This is a genomic window from Ornithinicoccus hortensis (assembly GCF_006716185.1).
Taxonomy (GTDB): Bacteria; Actinomycetota; Actinomycetes; order Actinomycetales; family Dermatophilaceae; genus Ornithinicoccus; species Ornithinicoccus hortensis.
Map to the genome: position 1 here is coordinate 2414579 of NZ_VFOP01000001.1, position 23443 is coordinate 2438021.

General features: G+C 67.5%; 21 protein-coding genes. 12 read left to right on the forward strand and 9 right to left on the reverse strand.

Annotated features, from left to right (window positions below):
* Positions 1 to 30: 30 nt before the first annotated feature.
* From FB467_RS11175 to FB467_RS11185, 3 genes are read right to left on the reverse strand one after another with little or no spacing between them, the layout of a single operon-like run.
* Positions 31 to 840 carry an SURF1 family cytochrome oxidase biogenesis protein gene (locus FB467_RS11175; RefSeq protein WP_141785165.1) on the reverse strand — a complete coding sequence of 270 codons (810 nt, stop codon included), beginning with the start codon at positions 838 to 840 and terminating at the stop codon, positions 31 to 33.
* 6 nt (positions 841 to 846) lie between these two features.
* Positions 847 to 1077: a hypothetical protein gene (locus tag FB467_RS11180; RefSeq protein WP_141785166.1), complete on the reverse strand. Its 231-nt coding sequence runs from the start codon at positions 1075 to 1077 to the stop codon at positions 847 to 849.
* A complete protein-coding gene (locus FB467_RS11185; protein WP_141785167.1) occupies positions 1074 to 1364 on the reverse strand; it encodes a DUF3099 domain-containing protein in 291 nt (96 codons plus the stop codon). Before FB467_RS11185 ends, FB467_RS11180 begins: the two co-directional genes overlap by 4 nt.
* Before the next feature lie 29 nt (positions 1365 to 1393).
* Between FB467_RS11185 and FB467_RS11190 the strand changes: the two genes are divergently transcribed.
* Genes FB467_RS11190 through FB467_RS11200 form a run of 3 tightly spaced genes read left to right on the forward strand, consistent with a single transcriptional unit; the run spans position 1394 to position 5146 of the window.
* Positions 1394 to 2125: a beta-ketoacyl-ACP reductase gene (locus tag FB467_RS11190; protein ID WP_228393022.1), complete on the forward strand. Its 732-nt coding sequence runs from the start codon at positions 1394 to 1396 to the stop codon at positions 2123 to 2125.
* A gap of 30 nt (positions 2126 to 2155) precedes the next feature.
* Positions 2156 to 2911 carry an enoyl-ACP reductase FabI gene (fabI, locus tag FB467_RS11195; protein ID WP_141785168.1) on the forward strand — a complete coding sequence of 252 codons (756 nt, stop codon included), beginning with the start codon at positions 2156 to 2158 and terminating at the stop codon, positions 2909 to 2911.
* A complete protein-coding gene (locus FB467_RS11200) occupies positions 2912 to 5146 on the forward strand; it encodes a tetratricopeptide repeat protein (RefSeq protein WP_228393023.1) in 2235 nt (744 codons plus the stop codon).
* 11 nt (positions 5147 to 5157) lie between these two features.
* Here FB467_RS11200 and FB467_RS18765 read toward each other — a convergent pair whose 3' ends face one another.
* The 5 genes from FB467_RS18765 to glgC all read right to left on the reverse strand — a co-directional run bounded on the left by FB467_RS18765 (position 5158) and on the right by glgC (position 10817).
* Complete coding sequence (locus FB467_RS18765; protein WP_211350673.1) at positions 5158 to 5343, reverse strand: dihydrofolate reductase family protein; 186 nt, start codon at positions 5341 to 5343, stop codon at positions 5158 to 5160.
* 28 nt (positions 5344 to 5371) lie between these two features.
* Positions 5372 to 5629, reverse strand: a complete 258-nt coding sequence (locus tag FB467_RS18770; RefSeq protein WP_211350594.1) for a dihydrofolate reductase family protein — start codon at positions 5627 to 5629, stop codon at positions 5372 to 5374.
* Positions 5630 to 5715: 86 nt separating this feature from the next.
* The gene (gene cphA, locus FB467_RS11210) at positions 5716 to 8580 is read right to left on the reverse strand and encodes a cyanophycin synthetase (RefSeq protein WP_141785169.1); all 2865 of its coding nucleotides are present in this window, start codon (positions 8578 to 8580) and stop codon (positions 5716 to 5718) included.
* An 18-nt stretch (positions 8581 to 8598) separates the two neighbouring features.
* Positions 8599 to 9516 (reverse strand): cyanophycinase, encoded by a 918-nt coding sequence (locus tag FB467_RS11215; RefSeq protein ID WP_141785170.1) that lies wholly within the window; start codon positions 9514 to 9516, stop codon positions 8599 to 8601.
* Positions 9517 to 9560: 44 nt separating this feature from the next.
* Entirely contained in the window at positions 9561 to 10817 is a 1257-nt protein-coding gene (glgC, locus tag FB467_RS11220) for a glucose-1-phosphate adenylyltransferase (protein ID WP_141785171.1), read from the reverse strand.
* Between the two features lie 65 nt (positions 10818 to 10882).
* Between glgC and glgA the strand changes: the two genes are divergently transcribed.
* Entirely contained in the window at positions 10883 to 12097 is a 1215-nt protein-coding gene (gene glgA, locus FB467_RS11225) for a glycogen synthase (protein WP_141785172.1), read from the forward strand.
* Between the two features lie 4 nt (positions 12098 to 12101).
* Here the strand turns inward: glgA and FB467_RS11230 are convergent, their stop codons facing one another.
* Complete coding sequence (locus FB467_RS11230; RefSeq protein WP_141785173.1) at positions 12102 to 12851, reverse strand: hypothetical protein; 750 nt, start codon at positions 12849 to 12851, stop codon at positions 12102 to 12104.
* Positions 12852 to 12927: 76 nt separating this feature from the next.
* Between FB467_RS11230 and FB467_RS11235 the strand changes: the two genes are divergently transcribed.
* The 8 genes from FB467_RS11235 to FB467_RS11270 all read left to right on the forward strand — a co-directional run bounded on the left by FB467_RS11235 (position 12928) and on the right by FB467_RS11270 (position 23426).
* Positions 12928 to 13719 carry an ABC transporter ATP-binding protein gene (locus FB467_RS11235; protein WP_141785174.1) on the forward strand — a complete coding sequence of 264 codons (792 nt, stop codon included), beginning with the start codon at positions 12928 to 12930 and terminating at the stop codon, positions 13717 to 13719.
* Positions 13716 to 14477, forward strand: coding sequence for a sulfite exporter TauE/SafE family protein (locus FB467_RS11240; RefSeq protein WP_141785175.1), 762 nt, complete (start codon positions 13716 to 13718; stop codon positions 14475 to 14477). The genes FB467_RS11235 and FB467_RS11240 overlap by 4 nt, the downstream gene beginning before the upstream one ends.
* Positions 14474 to 15421 carry a TrmH family RNA methyltransferase gene (locus FB467_RS11245; RefSeq protein WP_141785176.1) on the forward strand — a complete coding sequence of 316 codons (948 nt, stop codon included), beginning with the start codon at positions 14474 to 14476 and terminating at the stop codon, positions 15419 to 15421. The genes FB467_RS11240 and FB467_RS11245 overlap by 4 nt, the downstream gene beginning before the upstream one ends.
* A 94-nt stretch (positions 15422 to 15515) precedes the next feature.
* Positions 15516 to 17087 (forward strand): type I restriction-modification system subunit M, encoded by a 1572-nt coding sequence (locus FB467_RS11250; protein WP_141785177.1) that lies wholly within the window; start codon positions 15516 to 15518, stop codon positions 17085 to 17087.
* Positions 17084 to 18010: a restriction endonuclease gene (locus tag FB467_RS11255; protein ID WP_141785178.1), complete on the forward strand. Its 927-nt coding sequence runs from the start codon at positions 17084 to 17086 to the stop codon at positions 18008 to 18010. The genes FB467_RS11250 and FB467_RS11255 overlap by 4 nt, the downstream gene beginning before the upstream one ends.
* Positions 18007 to 19227, forward strand: coding sequence for a restriction endonuclease subunit S (locus FB467_RS11260; protein ID WP_141785179.1), 1221 nt, complete (start codon positions 18007 to 18009; stop codon positions 19225 to 19227). The genes FB467_RS11255 and FB467_RS11260 overlap by 4 nt, the downstream gene beginning before the upstream one ends.
* Positions 19228 to 20295: an anticodon nuclease gene (locus FB467_RS11265; protein ID WP_141785180.1), complete on the forward strand. Its 1068-nt coding sequence runs from the start codon at positions 19228 to 19230 to the stop codon at positions 20293 to 20295. It abuts the gene before it with no gap.
* Positions 20292 to 23426, forward strand: coding sequence for a type I restriction endonuclease subunit R (locus FB467_RS11270; protein WP_141785181.1), 3135 nt, complete (start codon positions 20292 to 20294; stop codon positions 23424 to 23426). The genes FB467_RS11265 and FB467_RS11270 overlap by 4 nt, the downstream gene beginning before the upstream one ends.
* Positions 23427 to 23443: the final 17 nt, after the last annotated feature.

Here is a 23443-nt window from a genome sequence, read left to right on the forward strand (position 1 = left end):
CGAACGGCTCCGGCACCGGGGCGCAGCCGGTTAGCCGTCCTCCTCGTCCCAGATCCGGACCTTCTTGGGGCGGGCGGGGACGGGCGTGCCGTCGGTCGCGGTCCGCTCCTGCGCCTGGGCGTCCAGGTAGTCCCGGCGAGCGAAGACGACGACCATGACGAACCCGATCGGGGAGGTGAACCACCACTGGATCGCGTAGGCGAGGTGGGGGCCCAGGTCGGTGCGGGGGCGGGCGATCGGCACGGGGCGCTCCACCTCGGGCGACTCCTCGCCCAGCACCAGGTAGCCGTCCAGCAGCGGCAGGTCCGGCCCGATCGCAGCCTGGGCGCCGGCGACGTTGATCGAGGCCAGCTGCCCCGCGGGCAGGTCCCGGCCCAGGTCAGGCTCACCGGGTCGCAGCCACCCGGTGACCGTGGCCGTCCCCTCCGGCGGGGGCGGTACCTCGGGCAGCGTCGAGGCGTCTTCCGCGTTGGCCAGCCACCCCCGGTTCACCAGCACGGCGGGGGAGCCGTCGTCCGGGACGAAGGGCACCAGCACCTCGTAGCCGAAGGTGCCGTCGAACGGCCGGTTGCGGACCATCAGCTGGTCCTGCGCGCGGTAGCTCCCGGTCGCGGTCACCCGGGTCCACTCCTCGGCCTGGGTGACCGGCTCGGTGAGGTCGACGGTGTCGCCCAGCGGCCGCGGCTCGGCGTCGTAGTGGGCGGCCACCCGGTCCCTGTTGGCCGTCTTGTCCACGTGCTTGGAGTACTGCCAGTTGCCCAGCAGCACGGCGACGACCGCGAACACCGCGGCCAGGGCGAGCGCGCCGGCCCACTGCCGGCTCATCAGGGTGCGCAGCACGTTCGGTCAGCCGTCCTCGGGCCCGAGCTCAGCGACCGGGAGCACCTCGAGCAGGAACCCGCGCAGGGACAGGAAGCCGGACAGCGACTCCCGGTGCTCGGGGCAGGCCAACCAGACCTTGCGCCGGTCGGGCGCGTGCACCGAGGGGTTGTTCCAGACGACGCCGTATGCCGCGCGGTCGCGACAGCCGCGCGCGCTGCAGACGAGCTCGGGGCCCGGGGTGTTGGCTGCCGTCACGGTGCGGGCGGCAGGGCCTGGTTCGGTGACTGCACCGTCCCGGCCGGCCGGCGCCGCTGGTCCACGGCGTTGGCCAGCATCACGGCGAAGGAGGGCATCACCACGGCCACCAGACCCAGGGTCCACCCCACGACGGCCCACCCGCTGACGAGCGCCCACACCGCCAGCGGGAAGCAGACGGTCCGGAAAGCCATCGCGATCAGGTAGGTGCGCATCCGCTTCCTGCGGTCCTCGGCGGGCGATGCTGCCACGCTCGTGACCGACTGGGGGGTATGGGACCTGCGCACCCCTCCACGATACGACTACCGTGTGCGGGGTGAGCACCCAGCATCCAGAAGAATCTGCCCGGACCGTCCTGGTGACCGGAGGCAACCGGGGCATCGGCCTGGCCATCGCCCGCGAGTTCGCCGCCGCCGGGGACGAGGTCCTGATCACCCACCGCAGCGGGGAGCCGCCGGAGGGGCTGCGCGGCGTGATCGCCGACGTCACCGACTCCGACAGCGTCGACGCCGCCTTCACCCAGGCCGAGGAGATCTTCGGCCGGCCGGTGGAGGTCCTCGTGGCCAACGCGGGCATCACCAAGGACACCCTGCTGATGCGGATGAGCGACGAGGACTTCGAGTCCGTGCTGGACACCAACCTCACCGGGGCCTTCCGGTGCGCGCGCCGCGCCGCCAAGGGGATGATCCGGGCCCGCAAGGGGCGGATCATCCTGATCTCCTCGGTCGTCGGCCTCTACGGCTCGCCCGGGCAGGCCAACTATGCCGCGTCCAAGTCGGCGCTGGTGGGGCTCGCCCGCTCGATCACCCGGGAGCTGGGCAGCCGCAACATCACCGCCAACGTGGTCGCCCCCGGGTATATCGACACGGAGATGACCGGCGAACTGCCCGAGGAGCGCAAGAAGCAGTACCTCAGCGCGATCCCCGCGGGACGCTTCGCCTCGCCCGAGGAGGTCGCCCGCGTGGTGCGCTTCCTGGCGGGCCCGGACGCGGCCTACATCTCCGGTGCGGTGGTGCCCGTTGACGGCGGCCTCGGCATGGGTCACTGAGAAGTGGCCCGGGACGACTATTCTGCCCCCATGCTCCTCGACGGCAAGAAGCTTCTGCTCACCGGTGTCCTGATGGAGTCATCCATCGCCTTCCACGTGGCCAAGTTGGCCCAGGAGCAGGGGGCGGAGGTGGTGTTGACCTCGTTCGGCCGGACCTTCCGGATCACCCAGTCGATCGCCAAGCGTCTTCCGGTGGAGGCCCCGGTGATCGAACTGGACGTGGCCAACCAGGAGCACCTGGACACCCTGGCCGAGCGCCTCGGGGAGCACGTGGACGCGCTCGACGGGGTGTTGCACTCCATCGGGTTCGCCCCCAAGGGCGCATTCAACTTCCTCGACGCGACCTGGGAGGACGCGGCGACGGCGCTGCAGGTCTCCGCGTTCTCGCTGAAGGCGCTGTCGGTGGCCACGCTGCCGCTGCTGAAGGAGGGCGGCTCGGTCGTCGGGCTGACCCTCGACGCGAGCTACGCCTGGCCGGTCTACGACTGGATGGGCGTGGCCAAGGCGGCCTTCGAGTCCACCAGCCGCTACCTGGCCCGGGACCTCGGACCCAAGGGGATCCGGTGCAACCTGGTGTCGGCCGGTCCGATCGCCACGACCGCCGCCAAGTCCATCCCGATGTTCGACCAGTTCGCCCGGTGGGGGGAGCACTCCCCGCTCGGCTGGGACATCAAGGACCCGGAGCCGGCCGCCCGCGCGTGCATCGCGCTGCTGTCCGACTGGTTCCCCGCCACCACCGGCGAGATCGTGCACGTGGACGGCGGCTTCCACGCGATGGGGTTCTGAGTGCCCCAGGAGAGCGCACCCGACGCGGCCCCCGTGCACGTCCGTGAGGTCCGGCTGCTGGAGGGCCCCAACCTCTACTTCCCGCGGCCGACGGTCAAGGTCAGCATCGACATACCGGGCTACCAGTCCGCGAGCCAGGGGCAGATGCAGGACCTGGCCGACCGCCTGGGCCTGCGCCGGGTCGCCCCGGGCAAGCCGCACACCGAGCAGCGGCACCGCTTCCTGGTGCGGCTGGTCAGCACCGTCGTGCGACGGATCGCCGAGGCCAGCGGGACCCGGCTCGGGGTGCGCGGCCGCCCCACGTCGGACCTGGACAGCATCGTGGTCGCCTTCCCCTGGCGGCACCGGGGACGGGCACTGGCGATGGGGGAGTCGCTGCAGCCCGCGCTGACCGAGCTGCTGGCGGGGGCAGATCCCGCCGGGCCGCTCGCGGAGGCGGCCTCGGCCGTCACCGGCGCGGAGCCCGGTGACCGTCCGACCCTGGTGCGCCCGCGGATCCCCGTGGTCTCGGTCACCGGGACCAACGGCAAGACCTCAACCACCCGGTTGCTCGCCCACATGTCGATGACCTGCGGCAACCGCACCGGGTGGAGCTCCACCGAGGGCGTCTTCATCCAGGGGGACCAGGTCGTCGCCGGCGACTACTCCGGCCCCTCCGGCGGTCGCCACGTGCTGGCGGACCGCAGCGTGCAGGTGGGGATACTGGAGACCGCCCGGGGCGGGCTGCTGCTCAAGGGCATGGGCGTGGCGCACAACAACGTCTCGGTGGTCACCAACGTGACCGCCGACCACCTCGGCACCCAGGGGATCGACACAGTCGACCAGCTGGCCGAGGTGAAGAGCATCATCACCCGGGTCACCCGCAAGGACGGCTGGGTCGTCCTCAACGGGGACGACCCGCGCGTCCGGTCGATGGCGGCCAGCGCCAGCGGCCGGATCTGGATGTTCAGCCTGCACCCCGACTCCCCGGCGCTGCGGGAGACCCTCGACAAGTGTGGCCGCGGCATCACCGTGCTCGAGGACGCCATCGTGATCCTGCGCCGGGACGCCGACCCCGACCGGTTGATCCGGGTGCTGGACGTCCCGATGACCCTGTCCGGGCTGAGCCAGCACAACATCGCCAACGCCCTCGCGGCCACGGCGGCGGCACTGGCCCTAGGGCTGCCGCGGGAGGGGGTGGTCGAGGGCCTGCGCACCTTCACCCCCGACCTGCAGCACAACCCGGGCCGGATGAACGTCTGGACCATCCCGGTCCCCGGTGGCGGGAGCGGCACGGTCATCGTCGACCTGGCGCACAACGAAGCCGGCCTCGAGGCCCTGTGCGACGTCGCCGAGGGGCTGCGTCCTCCCGGGGCCCGGATCCACCTGGGCCTGGGCGGCGTCGGCGACCGCACCGACGAGATCCTGGGCGGGCTCGGCGAGATCGCCGGACGCCGGGCCGACCGGGTCCAGATCACCCACAAGGGCCACTACCTGCGCGGCCGGAGCGTGGAGGACCTGGAGGAGCAGTTCGTCCGGGGGCTGGCCAACGTCGGCGCGGTGGCCAGCGGATCCTCCCCGACCGAGGTCGAGGGCCTGGCCGCCATGGTCGACTCGATGACCGACGGGGACGTGGTCTGCCTGATGTGCCACGCCGAGCGCGGCGCGGTGGTCGAGTGGCTCGAGGAGCACGGCGCGACCCCGGACGGGGGACGCCAGATCCGCAAGAAGGTCATCGCCGCCCGCGGTGAGCATGAGCTCGAGGCGGTCCTCAACGCGATCGGTGAGCGGCCGGTCCAGGAGCGGGTCGAGGCGGCCCGCACGCTGCTCGACCAGTCGCCGGACGACCCGCGGCTGATCTACGAGCTCGCCTCGGCGCTGGACCATGCCGGTGACGAGAGCCAGGCCGTCACGTACTACCGCCGGGCGCTGGCCGGCGGGCTCCGGGAGCCGCACCGGTTCCGCGCCCAGGTCGGGCTGGCCTCGACGCTGCGCAACCTGGACCAGCAGCCGGAGGCGGCGGACCTGCTCGATGAACTGGCCGCCATCCGGCCCGACAGCGCGGTCGTGGTGGTCCTGCAGGCCCTGGTCGACGCCGACCAGGACAACCCGCGGGTCGGCGTGGCGCGACTGGTGGAGTACGTCATGCAGCACGCCACCGGCTCCGACGACAGCGGCTACCGCCGGGCCATGCGCAACTACGCCCAGGAGCTGGAACGCTTCACCGCGGCGTTGCGCGGCGAGGACGCCCGCTGAGCCGACGCCGGTCAGCAGGCCGCGGCGAGCGCGTAGTGCACGTGGGTCGCGTAGGGCGAGCTCCACGTGCCGAGGATCTCCAGGTCCAGGTCCTGCCCGAAGCCGGCGAACAGGAGCTTGCCGCCGCCGAGCACGACCGGCGCGGTGGAGATCGCCAGCTCGTCGACGACACCCGCGGCCAGACCCTGGCGGATCAGGTCGGCACCCCCGCCGAGGGAGACCGCCTCAGGCGCCGACGGACTCGTACATGCCGCGCCCGACGATGCCGCAGCCCGGGCCCGCGGTCACCTCCGCGTAGAACTCCCGGTCGGCACCCTGCATACCTGCGGGGTCGCGGTCGGTGTCGCCGTGGCTCCAGGGACCGCCCATCACCCAGTAGTGCAGCCGTTCACCGCCGACGCCCAGGCCGTGTTCGGGACCGTCCTGTGGCCCGACGACGTACCCGTCGACGGAGACGGTGATGGCCGCGATGACCGTGCCCATGATTCCTCCTGTGTCGCTGTGTGACGACGAGGTAGACCGCCGGGGTCGGCGGGAATCATCGGCCGGGGGACGCCCCCCACCGGGGGTCAGGGGGACTCGGCCGCCGGAGCCTCCGCCTCGGTGTAGTCGCTGCGGGCCTCCTCGGCCGACGCCTCGGCGGCCTCGTGCAGCTCCACGGGGTCCAGGTCCGGGTCGCCGGCCCGGTCCTCGTCGGCGCGGGCGCCGGCGTAGGCGGACTGGCTCAGTTCCTCCAGCTCGTTGAGGACGCGGGCGTGCTTGTCGACGCACATCACGACCAGGTCGCCGGCGTTGGCCAGCACCATCGCGTGACGGACCGCGGTGTCCTCCTCGGGGACGATCTCGACCACCCGGCACCGGGCACCCTCGTCCATCCGCTGCTGGATGCCGCGGGCGACCAGCTCGGCGGCCTGGCCCACGGGCCGACCGCGCCGGTTGTCGTCCTCCCGGACCACGATGACGTCGAAGTAGTCCGCGGCGACGGCACCGAGCTCGACGATGTCCTCGTCGCGCCGGTCTCCGGCGGCACCGACCACGCCGATCCGGCTGACCCGGGTGGCATCGGCCTGGACGGCCCGCTGCTCGGCGTAGTTGTTGACGAAGTCACCCAGCGCCCGCATCCCGGCCGGGTTGTGGCAGTAGTCCACGAAGACCGTGGTGCCGCGCACGTCGAGCATGTTCAGGCGGCCCGGGGACAGGTAGTAGGTCGTGGTGAAGGTGCGCAGCCCCTGCCGGATGTCGTGCAGTGGCGCGCCGGCGGCGTATGCCGCACCGGTCGCGGCCATTGCGTTGGCCACGTTGAACCGGGCCGCCCCGCCGAAGGTGGCCGGCAGCAGGTGGGTCCAGGCCAGCTGCATGCTGCGCCGCCCGTGCCGGATCACGATCATCTCGCCACGGTCGGTCGGCTCGAGCACGACCGCACGCCCGCCCCGGCGCAGCCGGACCTCGATGAACTCCCGCTCCTCGGAGCCGGGCGGCTGCAGGGAGAACCAGACGACGTTGCCGGCGCAGTGCTTGCGCATCTCCCGGACGTTGGGGTCGTCGGCGTTGAGCACGGCGAACCCGTCCCGGGGGACGGCCTCCACGACCACCCGCTTGACGGCCGCCAGCTGCTCGACGGTGTCGATGCCGCGCAGCCCGAGGTGGTCGGCGGCGACGTTGGTCACCACGGCGATGTCGTTGCGGTCATAGCCCAGGCCCTCGCGCAGGATGCCGCCGCGGGCCACCTCCATGACCGCGAAGTCGACGCGCGGGTTCTGCAGCACCATCCGGGCCGACTTGGGGCCGGAGGCGTCCGAGCGCTTGACCAGCCGCTCGTCGATCACGATGCCGTCGGTGGAGGTCATCCCGACCTGGCGGCCCAGGCCCTTCATGATGTGGGCCACCATGCGGGAGGTGGTGGTCTTGCCGTTGGTGCCGGTCACCGCCACGATCGGCACCCGGGAGGGGGAGCCGGGCGGGAAGAGCAGGTCCACCACCGGCTTGGCGATGAACTGCGGCTCGCCGATGGTCGGGTGGGTGTGCATCCGGAACCCGGGGGCGGCGTTGACCTCACAGATCGCGCCGCCGGTCTCCCGGACGGGGGCCGAGATGTCCGGGCAGATGAAGTCGATGCCGGCTACGTCCAGCCCGATCATCCGGGCCGCCTCCTCGGCGATCTCGACGTTCTCCGGGTGGGCGTCGAAGGTGCGGTCGACCGAGATGCCACCGGTGGACATGTTGCCGGTCAGCGCGAGCTTGACCATCTCGCCCTCGGGCGGCACCGAGTCCAGCTCGAAGCCCTGCATCCGGACCAGTTCCTCGGCCTGCTCGTTCACGGTGATCCGGGTGAGCACCTTCTCGTGGCCGACGCCGCGTCGAGGGTCGGCGTTGGTGATCTCCACCAGTTCGTTGATGGTGTGCGTCCCGTCGCCGATGACGTGGGCCGGGACCCGCTCGGCGATCGCCTGCATCCGGCCGCCGACGATGAGGCAGCGGTAGTCGTTGCCGGTGATGAACGACTCGACGACCATCACCCCGCGCCGGGACTGGGCCGCCGCGACCGGGAAGTGGGCCCGGACCGCGGCCTCGTCCCCGAGGTTGATGCCGACGCCCCGGCCGTGGTTGCCGTCCAGCGGCTTCACCACGACGGGGTAGCCGATCCGCTCGGCGACCGCCACGGCGCCGTCCTCGGTGCGCACGGTGTCGGCCAGCGGCACCGGCAGGCCCGCCGAGCTCAGCAGCGTGTTGGTCAGCGACTTGTCGCCGGCGATGTCCACCGCGAGGGCACCGGTGCGGGAGGTCATCGTCGCCCGGATCCGCTGGGCGTGCACCCCCTGGCCGAGCTGGACCAGGGAGGCGGTGTTGAGCCGGATGAACGGGATGTCCCGGCTGGCAGCCTCCTCCAGGATCGCGGCGGTCGAGGGGCCGAAGGCGGTGCGCTGGGCCAGCCGCAGGAAGTTGTCGAGCTCCTCGGTGAAGTCGAACGACTCGTCGTGCTGGACCAGGTCGTTGACCATCCGGACCGCCAACTCGCCGGCGGCCAGGCCGACCCGCTCGTCGACGAACCCGAAGATCACGTTGTAGTGCCCCGGCTTGCCCTTGACCTGGCGGGTCTTGCCCCGGCGCAGGTCGTGACCGGCCTCGTTCTGCAGCTCGAGCGCGATGTGCTCGGTGATGTGCCCCATCCAGGTGCCCTCGTGCAGCCGCTCGACGAAGCCGCCCTGCCGGCCGCGGGAGCACACGTGGCGGGACAGCCCGGGCACCCACTCCAGCAACCGCTCGGTGAACCCCGGGACGGTGCTGGAGGGGTACTCCTCGAGCACGCCGAGGTCCACCACCAGGTGGATCGCCTGCTCGTAGCTCCAGACGTTCGGCCCACGGTAGACGCGCTTCTCGACGATGCGCAGCTCCGGTGCGGCGGGTCGGACGGGGGTGGCCTGGGTGTCGGTCACGGGCGTTTCTCCTTGATCTCAGCGGCGCATGGCCGCTGCGGCGTTGGCAGTGTCGTGCACGTCGGTGGGGGAGGTCACCACGGCGACCTCCGCGTGCATCTCGACGAAATCGGTCAGCCGGGCCTCGCCGAGGTCGAACGAGGAGCCGTACGGCAGGGAGTGGACCACGGCACCGGACACCATGAGGGGGGCGTCCCGGCGGGCCTCGTGGGCGTCGCTGATGGCCTGCCGCGCGTCCACGACATACACCGCGCCGGAGCCGACCACGGTGAGGTCGTTCTCGTCAGTGATCTCGGCGGCGGTGTCCTCGTCGATGCCGATCCCCAGCAGGCTGGGGGAGGCGGCCACGAGGGACAGCAGCCGGGCGTACCGGGTGCGCTGGTCGAAGTGCTGGTCCAGGATCACCCCGGACAGCAGGCCCAGCCCGGCCGTCAGCTGACTGGTGCGCTGCCGGGGGACCACGCCCTCCTCGCCCATCGAGATCATGAACTGGCTGAGCACCGAGGCGCCGGCCGAGGTGCCGCCGACGACGGCCCCCCGCTGGTAGGCGCGCCGGAGCGCGTCGTGCAGGGGCGTGCCGACGATGAGCTGCCCCAGCTTCAGCTGGTTGCCGCCGGTAATGAAGATGCCGGTGGCCCCGTCGATCCGCTCGATCAGCTCGGGGTCGCTGGACTCGGCCCGGGTGGCCGGGTTGACCTCCGTCACGTCCGGGGCGTGCAACCGGCCGAAGACGGCGCCGTAGACCTCGACGGCCTCGGCGGCCATGGACGAGGCGGTGGGGATCACCACGATCCGGGCGCTCCGCCCGCCCGCAAGCCGGACGAACCGGCGCAGCACCACCAGCCGGCGCCGTTTGTCCTCGGCCCCGCCGATGATGAACAGGGTGCGACGCACGTCGGGTGGGCTGGGGAACTGGTGCGGTGCCGGCGCAGACATAGGACGCACTCTATTGCGTCCCGGGCCCGCTTCCGTGCATCTGATCAGCCCTGGATGATCGTGCCCTTGCCGATCACCACGAGACCCGAATCGGTCACCGTGAAGCCCCGAGCCCGGTCCTCGTCGTGGTTGACCCCGATGCTGACCCCCGGCGGGATGACGACGTTCTTGTCGATGATGGCGCGGTGGATCTGGCAGCTGCGGCCCACGTCCACACCGTCCAACAGCACCGACTGGGACACCGCGCTGAAGCTGTGCACCCGCACCCGCGGGGACAGCACGGAGCCGCTGATCGACGCGCCGCTGACCACGACCCCGGGGGAGACGGCCGAGTTGACCGCGTTGCCGACCCGGTCCTGCGACCCGTGCACGAACTTGGCCGGCGGGTGGTAGCCGTAGTCGGTGTAGATCGGCCACTCCTCGTTGTAGAGGTTGAAGATCGGGTGCACCGACACCAGGTCCATGTGGGCCTCGTAGTAGGAGTCGATGGTCCCGACGTCGCGCCAGTAGCCGAGGTCGCGCTCGGTGGTGCCCGGCACCTCGTTGCCCTTGAAGTCGTAGACGTGGGCACCGCCCTGCGCCACGAACGCAGGCACGATGTCGCCGCCCATGTCGTGCTTGGAGCCGGGCAGGTCCGCGTCCGCCGTGATCGCCTCCTCCAGCGTCTCGGCGCTGAACACGTAGTTGCCCATCGAGGCGAGCACCTCGTGCGGGCTGTCCGCCAGGCCCTTGGGGTCCGTGGGCTTCTCCAGGAACTCCTCGATCCTGGTGTCGCTGTCGTCGGCGACCTGGATCACCCCGAACTGGTCGGCCAGCGAGATCGGCTGCCGGATCGCGGCGACCGTGACGCCGGCCCCGGTCTCGATGTGCTGGGCCACCATCTGGGAGAAGTCCATCCGGTAGACGTGGTCGGCGCCGAGGACCAGCACGATGTCCGGCTTCTCGTCGTGGATCAGGTTCATGCTCTGGTAGATCGCGTCGGCGCTGCCCTCGAACCAGCTCTTGCCGCGGCGCTGCTGGGCGGGGACCGGGGCCACGTAGTTGCCGAGCAGGTTGGACATCCGCCACGTCTTCGTGACGTGGGTGTCCAGGCTCTGGGACTTGTACTGGGTCAGCACGACGATCTTGAGGTAGCCGCTGTTCACCACGTTGGACAGGGCGAAGTCGATCAATCGGTAGATACCGCCGAACGGGACGGCCGGCTTCGCGCGGTCGGCGGTCAACGGCATCAGCCGTTTGCCCTCGCCACCGGCGAGCACGATTGCCAGAACCTTGGGGCGCGCAGTTCCTCGGGTCACCATGGCCCCAACCTAGGGCAACTCCGGGATCTCCTCTAGGGGTTGCGCCTACCGCTAGCGTGGGCCTCGTGAGAATCGACATCCTGACCCGCGAGTACCCGCCCCGCATCTACGGTGGCGCAGGGGTCCACGTGGCCGAGCTGACCCGGGCGCTGCGAGCCCTGCCGGACCTGCAGGTCCAGGTGCGCGCCTTCGACGAGCCCGTCCAGGAGGAGGGGACCACGGGGTACGGCGTCCCCGACACGGTGCGCGAGGCGAATGCGGCCCTGCGGACGCTGGGGGTGGACCTGGCCATGGCCGACGACGTCGCGACCTCCGGTGCCGACCTGGTCCACTCGCACACCTGGTACGCCAACATGGCCGGTCACCTCGGGGGTCTGCTGGGCGGCATCCCACACGTGCTGACGGCCCACTCGCTGGAGCCGATGCGCCCGTGGAAGGCCGAGCAACTGGGCGGCGGCTACGCGGTGAGTTCGTATGCCGAGCGCACGGCATACGAGGGTGCCGCGGGGGTGATCGCGGTGTCGGCGGGCATGCGCGAGGACATCCTGGCCAGCTATCCCCAGGTGGACCCGGCGAAGGTGCACGTGGTGCACAACGGGATCGACTCGCAGCTGTGGCAGCGGGACACCAGCGACGCCGCGCGGGCGGTCCTGGCCGAGCACGGGGTCGACCCGGACCGGCCCAGCGCCGTCTTCGTCGGCCGGATCACCCGGCAGAAGGGGCTGCCCTACCTGCTGCGGGCGCTGCGCGAGGTCCCGCCGGAGGTGCAGGTCGTGCTGCTGGCCGGTGCCCCGGACACGAAGGAGATCGCGGCCGAGGTGAAGGGACTCACCGACGAGCTGCGCACCCAGCGGGGCGCGGACTCCACCGTGGTGTGGATCGAGGAGATGCTGCCGCGCCAGCAGGTCATCGCGTTCCTGTCGCACGCCACGGTCTTCCTGTGCCCCTCCGTCTACGAGCCGCTCGGCATCGTCAACCTGGAGGCGATGGCCTGCGGTGCGGCGGTGGTGGCCACCGCGACCGGCGGCATCCCCGAGGTCGTCGTGGACGGGGAGACCGGCTGGCTGGTCCCGATCGCGCAGGTGACCGACGGGACCGGCACGCCGCTGGACCCCGACGCCTTCGTGGCCGACCTGGCCGCGGCGATCACCGACGCGGTCTCCGACCCGGAACGGGCCGCCCGGATGGGTGAGGCGGGCCGGCAGCGGGCCATCGAGCAGTTCTCCTGGACCACGGTCGCCGAGCGCACCCTCGAGGTCTACCGGCACGTCCTGGGCTGAGCGGTCAGCGCCAGCCGGCCAGGTGCAGGGCGGCGACGTTGGTCGCGGCCACCAGGGCCTGCGCGGCCCGGTCGTGCAGTTCCTGCAGGATCCGCTCGCGCTGGAGCGTGGTGGAGGAGTCGACGCTCTGCAGCCGCCCGTCCAGGCCGATCTCGGCCAGCGACGTGAGCGAGCCGGCGAGCTCGATGACCCGGACCGCGCGGGAGGGCAGGCCCTCGGGCACCCCCCAGTCCTGCGCGACCGTGCGCCGGGCCAGCCGTTCCAGGCCCTCGCCGGCCAGCGGGGCCCCCGAGGTCTCGGCCAGCCGACCGGTCAGGTCGGCGGCCGCACGGCGCAGCGCCAGCTCCACGTCGGGCAGCGCCACCGCCTGGACCACGTGGCTGGGGACCGGGTCGGCGTCGTAGCCGGTCCACCGCGCCTGCCACCCGCGGTCGCCCGGCGGACCGAACTCCTCGATGGTGGGCACCAGGGCCCCGCCGACGCCGGGTACGAAGACCAGTTCCTCGGCGTCCAGCGCCGCGGTCACCATCTCGGGTGGTCCTGCGGGCATCCCGGTGAGGTCACCGGGGCGGGGGAGCGCCACCAGGAGCACCTGCTCACCCAGGTCCCGCCACAGGCCGAGGCGGTCGGTCAGCCCGGTGCAGTGGTCCAGGTCCGGCATCGCCCGGTCGGCGACGTCCTCGACAGGCACGCGGCCGGCGAAGGCGGCGCTGGCCCACAACGCGACCCGCACACTGGCTGGGAGGACTGCCACGGCGGCATCGTATGCCGACCGACGCGCTGGACCCGGTAGGTGGCGCACGAGTGGGCGCCAACTAGTCTTGCCAGCCATGAGCGATGTCCTGGAATTCGCCGGAGTCGGGGTGCGGCGCGGTGACAACGCGCTCCTGCAGGACGTCGACTGGTCGGTCGAGGAGGGGGAGCGCTGGGTGGTCATCGGTCCCAACGGGGCCGGTAAGACCACGCTGCTGCAGGTCGCGGCGGCCCGGATGCACCCCACGACCGGCGTGGCCGGCATCCTCGGTGAGGTGCTGGGCACCGTCGACGTCTTCGAGTTGCGACCCCGGATCGGCCTGTCCAGCGCGGCCCTGGCCGAGCGGATCCCGGTGGAGGAGACGGTCTCGGACGTGGTGCTCACCGCGTCCTGGGCGGTCACCGGCCGGTGGCGCGAGGAGTACGACGGCCTCGACGTGGACCGGGCGACCGACCTGCTGGGCGCGCTCGGGGTCGCCCACCTCGCGCAGCGCCAGTACGGCACGCTCAGCGAGGGGGAGCGCAAGCGCGTGCAGATCGCCCGTGCCCTGATGACCGACCCCGAGCTGATGCTGCTCGACGAGCCGGCCGCCGGGCTCGACCTGCGCGGCCGGGAGGACCTGGTCGACCGGCTCCGCGCCCTGGCCGAGGACGTCACGGCGCCCGCCATGGTGCTGGTCACCCACCACGTGGAGGAGATCCCCCCGGGCTTCACCGACATCCTGATGCTGCGCGACGGCAAGGTGGTCGCCGCCGGTCCGATCGAGGTGACGCTCACCGCCGAGAACCTGTCGGAGACCTTCGGTCTCCCGCTGGTCGTGGACCGGCACGGCAGGCGCTGGGCGGCCCGCGCCGGCGACCGTCCGTGAGCTGGGTCGAGGCCCTCGTCATCATCCTGGCCGGGATGGGGGCCGGCACCATCAACACGATCGTCGGGTCCGGGACCCTGATCACCTTCCCGACCCTGCTGTTCTTCGGCTACCCGCCCGTCTCGGCCAACATCTCCAACAGCCTCGGCCTGGTGGCCGGCGGGCTGTCCGGCGCCTGGGGCTACCGCAAGGAACTGGTGACCTCCCGCCGGATGCTCGGCAAGCTGGCGCCGGCCAGCTTCGCCGGCTCCGTCATCGGGGCCCTGTTGCTGCTCGTGCTGCCCGAGTCCGCCTTCGAGGCGATCGTCCCGGTCCTCATCGCGCTCGCCCTGGTGCTGGTCGTGGCCGGCCCGCGGCTGAACCGGTGGGCGGCAGGACAGCACGCCCACCGGATGACCCGCGGCCGCTGGGTCGCCCTCATCGTCGGGGTCCTGGTGGCCGGGATGTACGGCGGCTACTTCGGGGCGGCCCAGGGGGTGCTGCTGATCGGCCTGATGAGCGTGCTGCTGCCGCTGGGCATCCAGGAGCTGAACGGCATCAAGAACGTGCTCGGGCTCATCGTGAACTTCGTGGCCGCCCTCACCTTCGTCATCGTCCAGCCCTCGCAGATCAACTGGACGATCGCCGGGCTCGTCGCGATCGGGGCACTGATGGGCGGGTTCATCGGGGCCCGCGTGGGACGGGCCATGCCGGCCTGGTTGCTGCGCGCGGTCATCGTCGTGATCGGCACCGTGGCCATCGTGGTCCTGCTTGTATGACGCGGCGCGCCGCACCCGGTGATCGCCCGGAGACCCTGCCGGACGGCGTGACCTGGATCGAGGACGCCGCCGACCCCCGGGTGGCGGACTACTTCTCGCTGACCGACGTCGCCCTGCGACGGGTGCTGGAACCCGAGCGCGGGCTCTACCTCGCGGAGTCGGAGAAGGTCATCCGACGGGCGCTGGCCGCCGGCCACCGGCCCAGGTCGCTGCTGATGGCGCCCCGCTGGCTCACCGACCTCGGTGACCTCGTGGCCCGGGCGGCGGCCGACGGCATACCGGTGTATGCCGCGACCGCCCCGGTGATCGAGGCGATGACCGGCTTCCACCTGCACCGCGGCGCGCTGGGCTCGATGCAGCGCCCGGTCCTCGCGGACCCGGCGGAACTGCTCGCCGGGGCCCGGCGGGTGGCCGTGCTCGAGGACATCGTGGACCACACCAACGGGTGTGGTCCCAAACTAGCCCATCCGGAACCCGCCGCCGAGCCTCGCAGACGCAGTCGGATCGCGGTGCTGGAGGGGCTCGTTGACCATACCAACGTCGGCAGCGCCTTCCGTAATGCAGCCGCCTTGGGCCTCGATGCGGTGCTGGTGTCTCCGACCTGCGCTGACCCGCTGTACCGGCGCTCGGTACGGGTCTCGATGGGCACGGTCTTCCAAGTGCCGTGGACACGGATCCCCGATTGGACAAAGGGCATTGCGGAGCTCAAGGCGGCTGGCTATGTCCTGGCCGGCATGACGTTGGGGGAAGGCGCGATCACCCTCGACGAGCTGGTGGCCGAGGACCACGAGAAGCTCGCCCTTGTGTTCGGCACCGAAGGCCACGGCATCACACCGGAGACCGACGCACTGCTCGATCGCCGGGTCACGATCCCGATGATGGGTGGCGTCGATTCGTTGAACGTGACAGCGGCAGCGGCCGTGGCGTTCTACGCGACGAGGTGATGATGCGGGAATCCCGAGTGTCAGTCGTGCCCGATATCGTGAGAGCAAACCACCTAGCACCGTAATTGCGCAGTGGCGCGGAGGAGACAAACCTATGGCACCGACCACCAAAGAGGCGCAGCGTGCCGAGCTGCATAGGACCATCTGGCGCATCGCGAACGACCTGCGCGGCAGCGTCGATGGGTGGGACTTCAAGTCCTACGTGCTGGGCATGCTGTTCTATCGCTTCATCTCCGAGAACCTCACGGCGTACCTCAACAAGAACGAGCACGATGCGGGTGACGTGTCGTTCGACTACCGGCTGGCGGCGGATTCTGACGCGGAGTTCGCGCGCGACGAGGTCGTCGCGGAGAAGGGGTTCTATATCCTGCCGTCCGACCTGTTCGCCAACGTCCGCGATCGTGCCGCGGGCGACGAGAACCTCAACGAGACGCTCGAGCGGGTCTTTAAGAACATCGAAGCGTCGGCGCTGGGGACGGATAGTGAGGATGACATCAAGGGTCTGTTCGATGATCTGGATGTCAACAGCAACAAGTTGGGCTCGACGGTTGCCAAGCGCAACCAGAAGCTGGTGAAGCTGCTCGACGCGATCGGTGACTTGCCTCTGGGGCGGTGGGAAGACAACTCGATCGACCTGTTCGGTGACGCCTACGAGTACCTGATGCAGATGTACGCCGCCAACGCCGGCAAGTCCGGTGGCGAGTACTACACGCCCCAGGAGGTCTCCGAGCTACTGGCGCGCATCACGGTGGTCGGCAAGACACAGGTCAACAAGGTCTACGACCCCGCCGTCGGATCGGGTTCGCTACTGCTGAAATTCGACAAGGTGCTCGGCAAGAACAACGTCCGCCAGGGGTTCTACGGCCAGGAGATCAACCTGACCACGTACAACCTCGCGCGGATCAACATGTTCCTGCACGACGTCAACTACGCCGACTTCAACCTCGCCCACGGCGATACCCTGATCGATCCACAGCACTGGGACGACGAACCGTTCGAGGCGATCGTCTCCAACCCGCCCTACTCGATCAAGTGGGAGGGCGACGCCAACCCGCTGCTGATCAACGACGAGCGGTTCGCACCGGCAGGAGTCCTCGCGCCGAAGTCGAAGGCCGACTTGGCCTTCACGATGCACATGCTCAGCTGGCTGGCCGTCAACGGCACGGCGGCGATCGTTGAGTTCCCTGGCGTGCTGTACCGCGGCGGGGCGGAGAAGAAGATCCGCCAGTACCTCGTCGACAACAACTACGTCGACGCTGTCATCCAGCTTCCGCCGGACCTGTTCTTTGGCACGACGATCGCGACCTGCATCCTCGTGCTGAAGAAGTCGAAGAAGACCAGTGACGTGCTGTTCATCGATGCGTCGGCCGAGTTCAAGCGCGTTGGCAACAAGAACAAGCTGCTCGAGAAGCATCAGGAGAGGATCCTCGAGGCGTTCACGACGCGCGAGCTCGAGGACTACTTCACCGCCGTCGTGAGCAACGAGGACATCGCGGCGAATGACTACAACATCGCCGTGTCGTCCTATGTCGAGGCAGAGGATACCCGCGAGGAAGTCGACATCACGGAGCTGAACGCCGAGATCGCGCGCATCGTCGCGCGCCAGGCAGAGCTTCGTACAGCGATCGACGAGATCGTGGCGGATCTGGAAGGTGCGTGGTCATGACGGACATGCCCAACTGGGAAGGCTTCATGATCCCGACGCTCAAGGTAATGAGCGATGGCATCATCCGCCACTGGCGCGAGTTTCAGCCTCTCGTAGCTGATCAGGTGCAGCTCACCGATGAGCAGAGGAAGGAGATGCTTCCGTCCGGGAGCGCGCTCAAGTATGAGAACCGCATTGGCTGGGGCGTCTCGTTCTTGACGAACGTCGGCGCGCTCAGGCGTCCGAAACGCGGTCACTACCAGATCACTGATGCCGGCAAGCAGCTCATCGAGCTGTTTCCGAACGGTGCCAAGGAACGTGACATCAAGGCGCTCGGTGCGGACCCCAGCTCGCCGATCCGCGAGTACGTAGCGACCACGACCCGCAAGACGAGCGAGTCTGCAACGACCGCTCCGACAGAAGAGTCGTCGATGACTCCTACCGAGCAGGTGCAGAGCGGCATCGAGCGAATCCACGACGAGATCGCGGTCGAGCTGCTCGCCCGGCTGCAGGACAAAGACCCAGGCTTCTTTGAACAGGCGGTTGTCGATCTCCTGCTGTCAATGGGCTACGGCGGCACCACCGGGGCCGGCAGCGTCACCCAGCTCAGCAACGACGGAGGCATAGACGGTGTCATCGACCAGGACATCCTCGGCCTCAACCGCGTCTACATCCAGGCCAAGCGTTACCAAGACGGCAACACTGTCGGACGCCCCGACCTCCAGGCGTTCGTTGGAGCACTCAGCGGCAAAGCCGACAGCGGCGTCTTCATCACCACCAGCCGCTTCTCCGACGGCGCACGTACCTACGCCGAGAACGTACCGACCCGCATCATCCTGATCGACGGCAAGCGCCTCACCAGCCTCATGATCCGGTACGGCGTCGGCGTGCAAGTGAAAGAGACCTATAAGGTCATAGAGATCGACGAGGACTTCTTCGCATGAGCCGCATTGATAACCTGATTCAGGAACTTTGCCCAGATGGGGTGGAGTTCGCGGAGCTTCAGGCTGTCTTCACGACCAAAGGCGGCTATACACCGTCGAAGAACGATCCGACCGCTTGGGCCGATGGCACGGTTCCATGGTTTCGGATGGAAGACATTCGCGATAATGGGCGCGTTTTGGGGTCGTCGCTGCAGCAGATCAACGAGAGCGCAGTCAAAGGTGGAAGGCTGTTCCCTGCTAATTCGATCTTGGTCGCGACGTCGGCAACGATCGGCGAGCACGCACTTATTACGGTTCCGCACCTTTCGAACCAGAGGTTCACCTCACTCACGCTAAAGCCCGAGTTCGTTGATCGATTCGAGATCAAGTTCGTCTTCTATTACTGTTTCGTGCTTAATGAATGGTGTCGCAACAATACGACAACATCGAGTTTCGCTTCTGTCGACATGTCCGGCTTTAAGCAGTTCAAGTTCCCCGTGCCGCCTCTCGAGGTGCAGCGCGAGATCGTGCGAGTACTGGATAAGTTCACTCAGCTGGAAGCGGAGCTGGAAGCGGAGCTGGAAGCCCGACGCGCCCAGTACGACTACTACGCGGGTGAGCTGCTGACGATCGATGAAGGCGTCCGTCGGGTGCGCATTGGCGATGTCGCGACAATCGTTCGCGGGGCGTCACCGCGACCAATCCAGAAGTTCATCACTTCTGACCCTGAAGGCGTTCCGTGGATCAAGATCGGTGACGTTCCCGCCGACGGCAAGTACATCACCAGCACAGCACAGCGCGTGACGATCGAGGGGGCTGCGAAGTCGCGTCGTGTGTTGCCTGGTGACTTTGTGCTCTCGAACTCCATGAGCTTCGGTCGTCCCTATGTCTCGCAGATTGAGGGATGCATCCATGACGGATGGTTGGCGATCAGCGCCTTCGAGGACTCGTTTGAGCGCGACTATCTCTACTACCTGCTGCGCTCGACACCTGTACAGGAAGAGTTTGCGCGCAGGGCCGGCGCTGGCACGGTCAAAAATCTGAACGCGGACATCGTTCGATCCGTCGTGATTCCGGTACCGCCGCGCGCTGAGCAGAAGCGCGTGATCGATCTTCTTGATCATTTTGATGCCCTCGTCAACGACATCAGAATCGGGCTCCCAGCCGAGCTCGCTGTACGTCGCAAGCAGTACGAGTATTACCGCGACCGCCTGCTGACGTTCAAGGAGACTGTCTAGATGACGAACGTTCATGAAACGGTCGCGAGCTTGGCCGACGAGATACTAAACGACCTTGCCGGGTCGCGTACCGCCCTGATATACGCCCCGAACACGATCGGTAAGACTCGGCTGGCGCAGTACTTAAAGGAGCGCGATCCAGATGGCGTGGTTCTCTACAACTCTTTTATAGAAGACGTGTTCACCTGGGACAACGAGCGAGTTGTGCTCAAGGTAAACCCCGCGTCAGAGCTATTAGAAACGATCGTTACCCAAGGCCTTGACAGTGCGATCATCGACAACTTCAAAGCTTTCACGAGCGGCAGAATTGAACCAAGGCTCGACTTCGAAAGCGGCGAGGTTGGCTTTGGCATACACAAGGGCGACGACAGTTCGACAGACGGCATCAAGATATCTAGAGCCGAAGAGAGCATATTTGTTTGGAGTGTCTATTACTCTGTATTGAGCGAGGCGGTTGAGACGCTTCGTGATAACCCCGAGCTGCGTTCTACGCCCAACTACGACCAGCTGACGCTTGCTGTCATTGATGACCCGGTGTCATCCATGGATGATGTGCGAATCGTATCAGTGGCTCTTGCGTTGGCGGAGCTTGTTAAGCGAGCATCAGAGTTGGACTTGAAGTTTGTTATCGCCACTCACCACGCTCTCTTCTTTAATGTCCTGTTCAACTCGCTCCGTCGGAGGAGTGACCGAGCGTACGTCCTTGCACAAAGCACAGCAGAGGGATGGACGCTTGCTAAGCAGTCGAAGGACGCACCTTTCAGTTACCATCTTGGGATCGTCAAGGATATACAAAAGGCGATATCTGAGAATGCGATCGAGCGAGTTCACTTCAATCAGTTCCGAGCGCTGCTCGAGAAGACGGCGAACTTCCTCGGCCATACAGGAGGCTGGGGCGAACTGCTGGTCGGGCCAGATGCCTCCCTGATGACCAAGATCCTCAATCTATACAGTCATGACCGATTCGCTGATATCGACACGTCCGCGGTAGCCGAAGAGTACAAGGACGCTTTTAAGAGCGAGTTCCAGGAGTTTCTGAAGACGTTCAGATGGGCGGATGCGGCATGAGCGATTCACCGGCACGCACCTTCGATCCGATTGCGATCTCGTCGGAGAGCACGGTCGTCGCTGAATACGTTCACGATCCGTCGCAGGCTGATGCGTATCAGTCGGAGTCTGCGCTCGAGAAAGAGATGATCCGACTCCTGCAGGGGCAGGCATACGACTACCTGCCGATCACATCGGAGACAGATCTGGTTGCCAACCTCCGGGTGCAGCTCGAGAAGGTCAACAAAATGACCTTCTCGGATGCCGAGTGGGAGCAGTTCTTCACGACGAAGATCGCAAGTGCCAACGACGGCATCATCGAGAAGACGGCGCGTGTCCAGGAGGATCACGTCCAGATCCTCAGGCGCGACGATGGGACGACGAAGAACATCGCGCTGATCGACAAGACGAACATCCACAACAATCGACTGCAGGTCATCAACCAGTACGAGATCGCGCGTGGCGAGGGTGATGCCGTCGAGGGTGGGGCGAGGTACGCCAACCGTTACGACGTGACCGTGCTCGTCAACGGGCTGCCGATGGTGCACATCGAACTGAAGCGCCGAGGCGTCGACATCCGGGAGGCCTTCAACCAGATCAGCCGGTACCAGCGCGACAGCTTCTGGGCGGGCTCGGGCCTGTTCGAGTACGTACAACTGTTCGTGATCAGCAACGGCACGCTCACAAAGTACTACTCCAACAGCACTCGCAACAAGCACCTGGCCGAGCAGAAGAAGACTGGCAGTACCAGCAAGGGCAGGAAGACGAGCAACTCGTTCGAGTTCACCAGCTGGTGGGCCGACGCGAACAACAAGCCGATCGCCGAGCTGACGGCATTTGTGAAGACGTTCTTCGCGAAGCACGCGCTGTTGAACATCCTGACGAAGTACTGCGTGCTCACCGCGGAGCGCGACCTGCTGGTGATGCGGCCGTACCAGATCGTTGCGACTGAGCGGATCCTGCAGAAGATCCAGATCTCGACGAACTACAAGACGCTCGGCACACTCGATGCCGGCGGATACGTCTGGCACACCACAGGGTCGGGTAAGACGCTCACCTCGTTCAAGGCAGCGCAGCTCGCATCGAAGATGCCGAGTGTGGACAAGGTGCTGTTCGTCGTGGACCGCAAAGACCTCGACTATCAGACGATGCGTGAGTACGACCGGTTCGAGAAGGGCGCGGCGAACTCGAACACATCCACGGCGGTGCTGAAGGGGCAACTGGAGGATCCAGGTGCGCGGATCATCATCACGACGATCCAGAAGTTGTCGACGTTCATCAAGGCGAACAAGGGCCACGAAGTCTTCTCGGGCCACGCGGTGATCATCTTCGATGAGTGTCACCGGTCGCAGTTCGGTGACATGCACACCGACATCACGCGGGCGTTCAAGAAGTACAACCTTTTCGGGTTCACCGGTACGCCGATCTTTGCTTCGAACGCCGGCAGCGGTGGCAACCCTCAGTTGCGCACGACCGAGCAGGCGTTCGGCGACAAGTTGCACACGTACACGATCGTCGACGCCATCACCGACAAGAACGTGCTGCCGTTCCGGATCGACTACATCAACACCATCAAGGTCGGAAACCCCGACGACTCACAGGTGTCAGCGATCGACCGGGAGAGAGCTCTCCTGGACGTGCGCCGGATCCGCGATGTCGTGGCGTACACGCTGGAGCACTTCGATCAGAAGACGAAGCGGTCGTCGAGTTACGAGCACGGCGTGGTGACGAACGTCGCCGACTCGGTGCGGGGCCGGCGTCAGGCGGAGGCACTCAAGGAGCGGAAGCGAGTGCGTGGGTTCAACGCGCTGTTCGCGACCGCGTCGATCGATGCCGCACGCCGTTACTACAACCAGTTTCAGCTGCAGATGGAGCAGCTGCCGCCAGACAAGCGCCTGAAGGTCGGGCTGATCTTCAGCTACGGTGCGAACGAGGCTGAAGCCGACGGCATCCTCGATGATGAAGCGTTCGACACCGATGCGCTCGACCTTGACACGCGGTCGTTCCTGGAAGACGCGATCCAGGACTACAACGACATGTTCGGGACCAGCTACGACACGAGCGCGGATCGGTTCCAGAACTACTACAAGGACCTGTCGCAGCGGATGAAGAACCGCGAAATCGACCTGGTCATCGTGGTGAACATGTTCCTCACCGGTTTCGACGCGACGACGCTGAACACGCTGTTCGTCGACAAGAACCTGCGCGCGCACGGCCTGATCCAGGCGTACTCGCGCACGAACCGCATCCTCAACTCGGTGAAGACCTACGGCAACATCGTCGCCTTCCGCGATCTCGAGGAGGAGACGAACGCTGCGCTGGAGCTGTTCGGCAACAAGGATGCCCGCGGCGTCGTCCTGTTGAAACCGTACGGCGACTACTACGGCGAGTACGTCGACAAGGTCACCGAACTGCTCACGCACTTCCCGATCGGGCAGCAGATCGTGGGGGAGCAGGCGCAGAAGGACTTCATCCAGCTGTTCGGCGCGATCCTGCGGCTGCAGAACATCCTCACGTCCTTCGACGACTTCGACGGCAACGATCCGCTCACCGAGCGACAGCGGCAGGACTACACCAGCGTCTACCTGCGGCTACGCGATGAGTTCACGCGCGATCGTGACGGCGATAGAGAAGTCATCAACGACGACGTCGTGTTCGAGATCGAGCTCGTCAAGCAGGTCGAGATCAACGTCGACTACATCCTCATGCTCGTCGAGAAGCTCCGCGCCGAGAAGGGCGACGGCGACGATAAGGAAGTCCGTGCCGAGATCACGCGCGCGGTCGACGCGAGCCCGACCCTGCGCAGCAAGCGCGACCTCGTCGAGGACTTCGTCGAGTCGGTGTCGCTGCAGGGCGCGGTCGATGAGCAGTGGCAGTCGTATATCTCCGCGAAGCGCGAGGCCGAGCTTCAGGAGCTCATCGAAACGCACAAGCTCAAGCTGGAGCAGACGCGGTCGTTCGTGGATGCCGCGTTCCGGGACGGACAGCTGCGCACAGCGGGCACCGAGATCACCCGCATCCTGCCACCCGTGTCGCGGTTCAACCGCGAGTCCAACCATGGCGACAAGAAGAAGCGGGTCATCGAAGCGCTCTCCAGGTTCTTCGAGCGGTTCCGGGGACTTGCCACTGGGGGTGGGGAGCCTGGGGACTGAGGTCAGCACGAAGGGCG